The following is a 12127-nucleotide window of genomic DNA, read 5'->3' on the forward strand; positions in this document are numbered from 1 at the left end:
CTGGACACCGCCGCCGGCATCGCGGCGTTCCATCGGGCGCTGGCCGGGGTCGCCGACGGCGCGGGAAACAGGCCGCGCAGGCGGCGGACGTCGCCTTGCAGCACCATCACCTGATCCTCGGCCCCGGCCAGCGCCCGATGGAACGCCGCGATGCCGGCGGCGGTGTCCAGCGCCTCCAGGCCGGTGGCTTGCGTCATCATCTCCCGCGTTTGCGCCGGCAGGGTCATGCCGCCGTCGCGCCACAGCGGCCAGTCGATCGACAGGGTCCGGCCGCGCGGGCGGATGTCGCCGGGGGGAAGCGGCGCCGCACCCGCCGCCAGATCGTTGCGATGCGCGGCGTAGGCGTCCATGAAGGCGTTGGCGGTGGCGTAGTCGGCCTGCCCCGGATTGCCGGCGACGCCGGCCAGCGACGCGAACAGCGCGAGGAAATCCAGGTCGAACGGCCGGGTCGCGTGATCGAGGTTGACCAGCCCCGTGACCTTCGCCGCGAACACGTCGCGCAGGTCCGCGGCGCTCTTGCGCAGGATGAAGGAGTCGCGGAGGATCCCCGCGCTGTGGATGACCCCGTTCAGCGGGCCGCGCCCATGCCGCCCCGCACTCCGTTCGACCGCCGCGACGAGGCCGCGGACGGCGTCGGCATCGGCGACGTCGACCGCGTGGTACGCGACCTCCGCGCCGAGCGAGCGCAGCCGGTCCAGCGCGGCGCGGCGCCGTTCGTCGAGCGGGGAGCGGCCGGTCAGGATCAGCGTGGGGTCTCCGGCCCGACGCGCGATGTCCTCCGCGAAGGCCAGACCGAGCCCCCCGGCGCCGCCGGTGATGAGGTAGACGCCCCGATGCCGCCAAGCCGGCGCGCCGCCGTTCGGGCTGCCGTCCGGCGCATCGGCCCAGGCCAGGACCTGACGGCGGCCGTCACGGTAGCGGATCTGCACCTCGGCCGCAGACCGGCCGTTGCTCCGCAGCAGGTCGGGGAGCAGGCGGGGGAGTTCGCCGCCGGTGGGCGCCACGCCCGCACCGGTCAGGTCGATGACTTGGCCGTGCAGTTGCGGATTCTCCTGCCGCGCCGTTTTCAGCATGGTGGCCAGCGCCTGGGTCAGGCCGGGGGGCAACGGCTCGTGCCCGAGGCCCGCCACCACCTGCACCAGCGTGGGCCCGGTGAGCCGGCGGCTCAGAACCTCCCGGATCCGGTCCAGCAAAGTGGCCGCGTGGTCGGTGAAGCGGCGGTCGAACGCGGTTTCCCCCGACATCAGAGGCACCACCGTCATGCCGGGCATCTCGGGGAGCGGGTCGGCGCTGAAGACCAGATGGTCGGCGTAGGCCGTCGGCGTCTGGTCCGGCCGAATCGGCCGGTCGTCCCACCGCGGGCTCAGCATCAGCAGGTCGGCGGCTGGCGCCGCGTGCGCCGCCGGCGCGGCGTCGCGGGCGGGGTCCCGCCAGCCGAGCCAATGCCGTTCGCGGGCGAAGGGATAGGTCGGCAGGCTGATGCGCGCGGGCGGCGCGTCGTCGTGCCGGTAAAGAGCGTGCCAATCCACCGCCGCGCCGCCGACCCAGGCGGCGGCGATCGCGTCGGTCTCGCCGCCGGCCGCGCCCTGGGCGGTGCCGCCGCGGTGCCGGCCGACCCGGCCGACATGGAGGCCGGCGGTCTCGCCCGCCACGAACCGGGTCAGCGCACCGATCAGGTCATCCGCCGTGACGACGGTGAAGGCCAGCCGGTGCTGCATCGCCTCGCGCCCGACCTGGAGCGTGAAGGCGAGGTTGCGCAGCCACGCGCCCTGGTCCGGCTCCGCCCCCGCGCGTTCGGCGGCATGGCGCGACAGGTTTTCGGCGGCCTGCCGCAATTGCTCCTCGGTGCGGGCCGACAGGACGAGGACGCGCGTCGCCCCGGCGACCGTGACGGACGCCGTTCCGCGGCCGGCCGGGACGTATTCCTCGATCAGCAGATGGGCGTTGGAGCCGCCGGCCCCGAAGGACGACACGCCGGCGACACGGCGCGCCACGCGGCCGTCGACGACCGGACGCGGCCAGGGGCGCAGCTCGCGGTTCACGCGGAAGGGCAGGGCGTCGAAGTCGATGTTGGGGTTGAGCGTCTCGGCGTGCAGCGACGGGGCGATCTGGCCTTCGCGCAGCTGCAGCAGCACCTTGGTGACCGCCGCGACGCCCGCGGCCGCCTCGGCGTGGCCGATGTTGGACTTGGCCGACCCGATCCACCAGCTCTGGCCCGGCGCGCCGGAAGGGGCGAGCGCGCGGGCGAGCCCGGTGATCTCGATGGGGTCGCCCAGCCTGGTCCCGGTGCCGTGCGCCTCGATGTAGCCGATGGCCCGCGGATCGACGCCGGACTCCCGCAGGGCGCGGCTGACGGCGGCCTGCTGAGCGCGCGGGTTGGGGACGCTGAAGCCGTTCGTCCGGCCGCCGTGATTGAGCGCGCTGCCCTTGATCACGCCGTGGATGTGGTCGCCGTCGCGCTCGGCGTCGGCCAGCCGCTTCAGCACCAGGACGCCGACACCCTCGCTGGGCACATAGCCGTCGCCGCCGGCCCCGAAGCTTTCGCAACGGCCCCGGCTGGAGAGGAATTGGCCGTTGCTGAGAACGGCGTATTTGTTCGGGTGCAGGTTCAGGTTGACGCCGCCGGCCAGCGCCATGTCCGTGCGTCCCAGCGCCAGATCCTGACAGGCGAGGTGAATCGCCGTCAGCGAGCCGGAGCACATGGTGTCCACCGCAAGGCTGGGGCCGTGCAGGTTCAGCGCGTAGGACACGCGGTTGGCGATGCTGGCGTAGAAATTGGCGAAGGGGTGCCCCTGGCCGTCCCGAACGGCGTCGCGGGCGAGCAGCTGGTATTCGCCGTACATGACGCCGGCATAGACGCCGACCTGATCCGGCAGGTCGCCGTCGCCGGACGGCCCGTCGGCCGGACGGCGCAGACCCTCCCGCCGGTAGCCGGAATCCTCCAGCGCCGCCCAGGCATGCTCCAGGAACAGCCGCTCCTGCGGGTCGAGATACTCGGCGGTGCTGGGCGGGATGTTGAAGAACAGCGCATCGAACTTGTCCGCATCGGGAACGAAGCCGCCCCACTTGCCGGCATGCCGGCCCGATCCTCCGCGCCCCTCGCGGGAATGGTCGCGCCAATCCCAGCGGTCGGGCGGGACTTCGGTGACGCAGTCGCGGCCGTCGCGGAGATTGCGCCAGAACTCCTCCACGTCGCGCGCCATGGGGTAGCGGCCGGACAGGCCGATGATCGCGATGTCGAGCGGCCCGGCGCCGCCGCCGCCCGGCCGGGCCGGGGCGGAGGCGGGTTGCAGCATGATGGCCGGCGCTTCGGTCACGGTCGGCGCCGGGGCCTTGCGGGCCGGCTGCGCCACCGCCGGCGGCGGGGGGAACAGCCGCTCCAGCGTCTCCCGGTGTGCGTGCAGGAAATGGCCGGCCAGCTCCTCCAGGGTCCGGTGTTCGAAGAACAGGGTCTTCGACAGCGGGCCAAACAGCGCTTCCAGCTCCTTCGTCAACTCCATCGCCAGCATCGAATCGATGCCGTGGCTGTCGAAGCCGTCCGTGGCGTCGACCTCCTCCTCCGGCCGACGGAGCGCCGCCGCGACTATCTTGCGGAGCCGGGCGATGGTGCGGTCCCTGAGCGTGCCCGTGTCCATCGGAGCGGCCGGCGCCCCGGCCGTTCCGGGTTCCGTTCCGGGTTCCGTTCCGGGTTCCTCGGCCGTCTCCCGCTGCGGCGGCGGAGCGCCGTCGCGCAGGCGGGCCGAGAATCCGGCGATGCGGACGCGGACCAGCCCCTGGTCGTCGATCAGGTCGATGTCGAGCGTCTGCACGCGGCCGACCGCGCCGTCCTGCCGGCGGACGAAGGCCCACATCGACGGCGTGCAGGCCCCGAACACCTCGACCTCGGCGATGGCGAAGGGCAGGGCCAGCTTCGGCGCGCCGTCCTCGGCGCCGACGGGGGCGAGCGCCAGTCCGACGCAGGCTTGCAGCGCCGAATCCATCAGGCTGGGATGCAGCACATAGTCGCCGAGCGTGTCGGCCACCGTTGCGGGCAGCGCCAGCCGCGCCAGGACGACGCCGTCGCCGGCCAGCAGGTCCCGGATGCCCTGATGGGCCGGGCCATAGCCCAGCCCGGCCTGCCGGAACCGCTCATAGCATGCGCTGCCGGGGATCGTCCGCAGGTTCGGCCGCGCCCGGATCGCGTCGATGTCCTGGCGGGGCTGGACCGTGGCGGCCGGCAGGGACACGGCGCCCTCGCCATGCACCGTCCGGTCGGCGCCGGACAGGCTGGAGACGCGGTACCGGACCGTCCCGCCGGCCGAGCGGTCGAGGTCGATGGCGAGCTGGACCGGCGCCTCGACGAACAGGGGCCGGACCCAGGTCACGTCGGTCAGGCGCACGCCGTGGGCCGCCCGCGCGTCGCGGCCCAGCGCCATCATCGCGGCGGCGCGCGCCATCTCGAGATAGGCCACGCCCGGCAGGACGGGGCGGCCCGACACCCGATGGTCGGTCAGGAAGAACTCCGTGCCGGCGAGGGTGGTGCCGAACCCCGTGCGGTCGAAGGTCGAGCGGTTGTCGTGAACCAGCGGGTGCAGGGCGCGGGCGGCGGCCCGACCCGGAGGAAGCGCGCCGGTCGCCGCCGGTGCCCCCTGGAACCAGAAACGCTGGGGGGTGAAGGGATAGCCGGGCACGCTGATCCGCCGCGGCGTGATCCGGTGCGGCCCGGCATCGCCGTAGAGCGCCGCCCAGTCGATTTCCAGCCCCTTGACCCAGAGGTCCAGCAGCCGCGCGAACTTGCCGCGCCGGATCCATTTCCCCACCGCCTCCCGCAGCTCCTCGTCGGCGCTGAAGGCGGTGATCAGGCCCTTGTTCTGTTTGACGCTGCCGGTGAACAGGTCGGGCACGAGGTCGCCGCCGCCGTCCACGAAGGCGCGCAGCTTGCCGGCCAGCTCGTCCAGCGAGGGAGCGATGATGGCCAGCCGCTCATCCATGGTGTCCCGCCCGACCTGGAGCGTGAAGGCGAGATCGGGCAGGGAGAGGCGGCGCCGGGTGTGTCCTGTTGCCGTTCCTGCGGCATTCCCTGCGGCGTTGGGCGCCGACCGGTCGCGCAGGGCGGGATGGGCGTCCAGCAGGGCGTCGGCGATCGCTTCGACCGTGTGGTTGACGAGGAAGGGACGGGCGGCGAACTCCAGGTCCAGCGCCTCCTGCAACCGGCTTTGCAGCAGGGTGCGGTGAACGGGGTCGACGCCGTATTCGTCCAGCGGCAAAGCGGTGTCGATCTCCGCCGCGGGGACCATCAGGATGTCGCCGATAAGGTCGCGGATCCGGTCGATCAGGCCGGGGCGCGCGAGCGTTTCGTCGAGCGTTTCGTCGTCTGCGGCACCCTCCCCACCGGCAGCGAGGAAGGCGAGCAGGGATTGCGCGGAGGCTTTCAGGCGGTCGGGTGTCCTGGCCGACAGCACCACCAGAGTGGAAAGGCCAGCAGTGGACAGGTGGGCCGGGCCGCCGTCCGCGGGGGGTGCGGCCGGGGCCGGCGGTGGGACATACTCCTCCAGGATGATGTGGGCGTTGACGCCACCGAAGCCGAAGGAGCTGACGCCGGCCCGCCGGGGGAGTTCCCGGCCCCGCGCGTCGCGCAGGCGGGTCCACGGCCGGTTCTCCGGCAACAGGTGGAACGGGCTGCCATCGAGCTGAAGGAAGGGGTTCACCTCGTCGCAATGCAGGCTGCGGACCAGCGTGCGGTGCTTCAGCTGCAGCAGCACCTTCATCACCCCGGCCACGCCCGCCGCCAGCTCCAGATGCCCGATGTTGGTCTTCACCGAACCGATGGCGCAATGCGGCTCGCAAGGGGGCTCGGGGCGGTCCTCCCGGTCCGGCGCGGGGACAGCATCCTTGTACGCCGCCTTCAGGGCGCTGATTTCGATCGGATCGCCCAGCGCGGTGCCGGTGCCGTGCGCCTCGATGTAGCCGAGGGTCCGCGGATCGACCCCGGCGCGCCGGAAGGCGGCGCGCAGCAGGTCGGCCTGCGCCTTCGGGTTCGGCGCGGTCAGGGACTTGGCGCGGCCGCCGTGGTTTTCCGCACTGCCGCGCACGATGGCGTAGATGTGGTCGCCGTCGCGCTCCGCCGCGCGCCGCCATTTCAGGAGCAGGAACCCGACGCCCTCGCCCCGGGCGTAGCCGTTGGCGTCCTTGGAGAAGGTCTTGCACCGGCCGTCGGGGCTGAGCATGCCGGCCTTGTCGAAGCTGACCTGGGTTTCCGGGCTGATGATCAGGTTGACGCCGCCGACGATGGCCTGATCGCAGTCGCCGGTCGTCATCGCGACGATGCCGCGGTGAATGGCGACCAGCGCGCTGGAGCAGGCGGTCTCGATCGGCTCGCTCGGCCCGTGCAGGTTCAGGACATAGCTGGCCCGGTTCGGCCCGATGGAGCCGACGGCGCCGGTAGAGCTGTGGCTTTCGATGCCCGCGCCGTCGCGGGCGACGCGCTCGCAGTAGCCGGTGGGGGCGGTGGCGGCGAAGATCGCCGTGCGGCTTCCGGACAGACTGGCTGCAGAATGGCCGGCGTCCTCGATCGCCTTCCAGATGTGGTGCAGCATCAGGCGCTGCGCCGGGTCCATCATCAGGGCTTCGCGCGGCGAGACGCCGAAGAAGCGCGCGTCGAATTCATCGACGCCGTCCATGAAGGCGCCCCACCGGGCGCCGCCGCCCAGGGGGCCGGCGGCGGAATCGTCGACGAACGCGCGCCAGTCCCAGCGGTCGGGCGGGATTTCGGTGACGCAGTCCCGGCCGGACAGCAGGTTCTCCCAGAATTCGTCGAGATCGCGGGCCATCGGAAAGCGGCCGCTGATGCCGACGATGGCGATGGTGTCGGCGCCGCCGGCATTGGCATTGGCATCGGTGGGGGCTGGGCGGGGCATTGGCACAGGGTCCGGCACAGGGTCCGGCACGAGGTCCGGCGCGGCCGGCGGCGATGGCAACGTCGCCGGGGGCGCCTCCGGCGCCTGTGGAGCGCGCGTCGCCGGCCGGTTCAGCCCCAGCGCCCCGGCGACCGGCCGGGCGTGCTCGCGGGCGAGCCACGCCGCGAAGGCGGCGATGGTGCCATGCTCGAAGAACACCGTCGGTGTCAGCTCCAGCGAGAAGCGCTGGTTCAGCCGGTTGGCGAAGTCGGTCAGCGTGATCGAATCGAAGCCGTAGTCGCCCCATTCCCCGTCGGCATCGACGTCGGTCAGGTCGAACTTCATCAGGTCGGCGACCATGCGAACCAGCGCCTGCCCGATTCCGGCGCGCAGATCGCCGTCCGCCTGAAGGTGGTCGATGTCGTCGCCGGTGCCGGCGGCGGCGACCACCTTCGGACGGGCGGCCAGCAGCGGGCGCAAACGGGCGGCATCGCCGAACAGAACCATGCCCTGGGCGTCGCCCGACGCCAGGATGCGTTCGAACGCCTCGACGCCGCGGTCTTCCGGCAGGACGGCGGTGCCGGTGGTCTGCACCATCAGCGCGAGGGCCGCGGGCTCCATCCGCATGCCGCCGTCGGCCCAGAGCGGCCAATCGATCGACAGGGTGTGGCCGCGCCGCTCGCCGCGCGCCGCCAGACCGTTGCGATGGTGGGCGAAGGCGTCGAGGAAGGCGTTGGCCGCCGCGTAATCCGCCTGCCCGGCGCTTCCCAGCACCGCCGCCGCCGAGGAGAACAGGATGAAGACGTCGAGGTCGAGCGCGGCGGTGGCGCGGTCCAGGTTCAGGGCGCCCGCGACCTTCGGCGCCAGCACGGCGTCGAAATCCGCAACCGTCTTGCGATGGATCAGGCCGTCGCGCAGCAGGCCGGCGCAATGCAGGATGCCGTCGATCCGGCCAGCCGTCGCCAGGATGTCAGCGACCGCCGCATCGACCTGCTCGGGGCGGGTGACGTCCACCTGCCGGTAGGTGACGCGCAGCCCCTCCGCGCGCAGCGCGTCCAGAGCCGCGTCCTGCGCGGTCCCGGCGGCCGACCGGCCGCACAGCACCACCTGAGCGTTGCGGGTTGCGCGCGCGATCCGGCGGGCGAACAGCAGGCCGAGGCCGCCGGCCCCACCGGTGATGAGATAGACGCCGTCGTCCTTCCAGGGCGGTCCCCCGGCCGCCGGCGCCGGGTCCGCCCCTTCCTTCCAGACCTGTTCCTTCCAGAGCAGGACCCGGCGCACGCCGTCCTGGTGGCGAATCCGTGTCTCGGACGGCTGGACGGCGTCGGCGGCCAGCCGGGCGGCCAGACCGGCCTGGGCAGCGGCCCGGTCCACGGCGATGAGCTGCCCGAAGACGCCGGGCATCTCCCGGTGCGCGGCCAGCAGCAGGCCCGACAGGCCGGCGAACAGGGCGCCATCGCCGTCGGCGGGAACGACGACCTGGACCAGCGTCCGTCCACCATCCTTGGCGCCGCCGGCCTGCCGGACCGCCTGGAACACCGCCAGGGCGGCGGTGCGGAAGGCGTCGGCCATCGGTCCCGCGGCATCCGGGCGGATGATGGACGCACCGGGCATGTGCCGCGCAACGTCCTGATCGAGCGACGCCGGGAATCGATCGTCGCGGCCGCAGACGATGACGCGGTGGCGGGACCAGCCCTGGGGGCTCCCGGCGGCCGGGGCCGGCTGGTCCGTCCAGACCGGGCGGCACAGCAGCAGGTCGCCGCCCCCGTCAGCCTTGGTGGCCTTCGTCTCGGCGTCGGGCGAGCGGGCGGTGAAGCCGCGCAGGACGGCGCAGATCCGGCCCTGATCGTCGGCGAGGTCGATGTCGATCTTGGTCAGCGCCTTGCCCGGCGCGCCGCCCGCGGACGGGCGGATCCACACCCACAGGGCGCGCGGCAGCGGCGCCAGAACCACCAGCTCGTCCAGCGCGAAGGGCAGCGACGCCTTCGGCGCGGCGGTGCCGAGGGTGCCGGAGGCCGCGACCAGCCCGATGCAGGCCTGAAGCGCCGCGTCCATCAGCGCCGGGTGCAGCCCGTAGGCGTCGGCGCCCGCGGCGAGGCTGTCCGGCAGCGCGATCCGCGCCAGAACCTGCGGCGGCGATCCCGGCGGCGAGAAGACGACGCTTTGCAGCCCCCGATGGGCGGGGCCGTAATCAATGCCCATGGCGCGGAAGGCGGCGTAGCAGGCCGGCCCGTCCATGCGCTGCCGCTCCTCCGGCCGACCCGCCGTGATCGCCGCGCGCAGGGATGCCACGTCGAGCGGGGCGGGAGCGGTCGCGGGACCGGCGCCTGCGCGCGCCACGATGCCCTGGGCGTGCGGGACGCGCTGGCCCGCCGGATCCTCGCTGTAAATCTGGTAGGGAATCTGACCCGACGGGTCGGGGCGCAGGCCGATGTGCAGCGACGCCGGCCGGTCTCCCGCCACGTAAGGGCGCGCCCAGACCGCGTTCCGGATCCGCAGCGGCAGGGGGGCGTCACCGTCGCCCGGCGGCGCGGCGAGGTCGAGCGCCGCCCGCGCCATTTCCAGATAGGCCGCTCCGGGCAGCAGCTTGGCGCCCATCACGACGTGATCGGCGAGGAAGAACTCCCGGCCGCTGAACCGGGCGGTGAAGCGCGGCTCCGCCAGGGTCGAGCTGTTCGCGTGCAGCAGCGGGTGCAGCGTCGCCGCGGTTCCGGCCCCGCGCCGGCCGCCGGGGCTGCTGCCCGCCGTCGTCAGCCAGCACCGTTGCTTGGCGAAAGGGTAGGTCGGCAGCGGGACGCGGCGGGGCCGCCGTCCCGGCTGGGGAGCGGCGGCGTGCAGGCCCGGCCAATCGACCGGCGCGCCGGACGCCCACAGGGCGGCGACCTGCGCGAGGTCGCCGGATCGCCACGCCTGGAGAAGCGTGTCCTGGATCGCGGGATCGTCGCCCGGCAGGCGGGAGGCGTCCTTGCGGGACAGGCTGCCGCGCCGGCAGCCGGGCGCCGCGCCGTCGCGCCGGAACCGCTCGAGCGTGGCGCGGAGGTCCGCCACGCTGTCCGCCACCACCGCGAGGCGCTCGGCGAAGGCGTCGCGTCCGATGTGCAGGGTGTAGGCGATGTCGGCGAGCGGCGGCAGGTCCGACGTCGGCGTTTCGTCGAGGAACCGGCGCAGGTCGTCCACCTGCCGGTCGAGCTGCTCGGCGGTGCGGGCCGACAGAACGACCAGCGCGGTCCGGTCCGGGGCGGCGGCGGCCGGCGCCGGGCTGCCCCGGTATTCCTCGATCACCACATGGGCGTTGGAACCGCCGGCGCCGAACGAGCTGACGCCCGCGCGCAACGGCTGTTCCCGCCCGTCGATGACCGCGCGCTGCCAGGGCCGCCCCTCGCGAAGGATGAAGAAGGGGGAATCCGCGAGGTCGATCAGCGGGTTGACCTCCGCGCAATGCAAGGTCGGGTAGAGCCGCCGGTTGCGGATGGACAGCACGGCCTTGATCACGCCGGCGATGCCGGCCGCCGTTTCCGCGTGGCCGATGTTCGATTTGACCGAGCCCAGCCCGCAATGCGGCGCCGGCGGCCGGGGCAGCCCGGCGGCGTCGTAGAGGGTCTCGAAGGCGAGTTTCAGGCCGTTGATCTCGATCGGGTCGCCCAACGCGGTGCCGGTGCCGTGGCATTCGACGAAGCCGACGCTGCGCGGATCGATGCCGGCCCTGCCGTGGGCTTCGACGATCAGGGCGGCCTGGGCCTTGGGGTTGGGCGCGGTCAGCGAGGTGGCGGTGCCGCCGTGGTTTTCCGCCGAGCCGCGGATGACCGCCAGGATGGGGTCGCCGTCCCGTTCGGCCCGGCTGAGCGGCTTCAGCAGGACCGCCCCGACGCCGTCGGCGCGGGCATAGCCGTTGGCCTGCGGCGAGAAGGTCTTGCACCGCCCGTCCTCGCAGATCATGCCGGTCTTGCTGTACATGATGTGCATGTCGGGCGTGATCTGCAGGTTGGCGCCGCCCGCGATCGCCATCTCGCACCCTTCGTGGCGCACCGCCAGCACCGCCCGGTGCAGCGCCACCAGCGAGCTGGAGCAGGCGGTGTCGATCACCTGGCTGGGTCCGTGCAGGTCAAGCAGGAAGGACAGCCGGTTGGGGCAGAACATGTGCCCCAGGCTGGTCAGGTGCAGCGCCTCGATCGCGCCGGCCCGGTCGATCAGCAGCGCGTAGTCCTGAAGGTTGATGCCGATGAACAGGCCGACCTTGCGGCCGGACAGGGATCGCGGCGCGTAGCCCGCGGATTCGATGAGCCGCCAGACGCATTGGATGAACAGGCGGTGCTGGGGGTCCATCATCTCCGCTTCGCGCGGGGAAATGCCGAAGAACAGCGGGTCGAACTTGTCGATGTCTGGCGCGAAGCCGCCGTATCGGACCTTCGTGAACTCACCCAGCTTCGGGTCGCCGAACACCTCCCGCCAGTCCCAGCGTTCCGGCGGCACTTCGGTGATGCAGTCGCGCCCGTCGCGGAGCGCGTTTTCGAAGGCCTTCAGGTCCGGGCTCTGCGGGAACAGGCCGTCCATGGCGATGATGGCGACCGGCTCGTCGGCGGGGGCGGACGCGCCGGCTGGGACCGCGGGCGGGGCTTCGCCCGCCGTTGCGTCCGGCGCGGCCGGAGCGCCGCCCATCAGGCTGCGGTAACGGTCGATCCAGCCGGCGACCTCGGCGTCCGCTTCCCCGCTGTCCGCCGAAGGGCCGGCCGGCGTCTTGGCCAGCGTCTTGGCCAGCGTCTTGGCAGGCGGCGGTTCCGGGGGCGGTGCGGCGATGGACCGTTCCACCGCCTTGCGGTAGCGCTGGTGCAGGATGGTGGCCAGTTCCTCCAGAGTCCGGGCTTCGAAGAAGACGGTCGGGGCGATCGGCAGGTCGAGCTGGTCGGAGATGCAGCGCATGATCTCCGTCACGATGATCGAATCGACCCCGTAACGGGCCATGTTCTCCCGGATGTTCAGGCGCTCGGGCGGTATCTTCAGCACCCGCGAGGCGATGCCGGCGACGTTCGCCAGGAAGCGTTGCGCCACGTCGCCGCCGTCCCTGGCCGTCGCCGGCGGAACGGGTGCAGGCGTCGATGCCGGTGGCGAGGCGTCCAACCGGGTTTCCATCCGGGCCGGCGCGCCGGTGGTGGAACCGGCGGCCACCGCCAGCTCGTCCTCCAGCAGCCGGCTCATCTCGACGTCCATATCGCCGTGACGGTCGATCAGGATCTTGTTCATCGCCCGCAATGCCC

Annotated in this window: 1 protein-coding gene; it reads right to left on the bottom strand. The window is 73.0% G+C overall.

Annotated features, from left to right (window positions below):
* The coding region (locus DXK32_RS19130; protein ID WP_114859977.1) for an SDR family NAD(P)-dependent oxidoreductase at nucleotides 1-12113 on the bottom strand (12113 nt) is incomplete at its 3' end.
* Nucleotides 12114-12127 lie beyond the last annotated feature (14 nt).

This window comes from Azospirillum brasilense (genome assembly GCF_003349955.1).
Lineage (GTDB): Bacteria > Pseudomonadota > Alphaproteobacteria > Azospirillales > Azospirillaceae > Azospirillum > Azospirillum brasilense_B.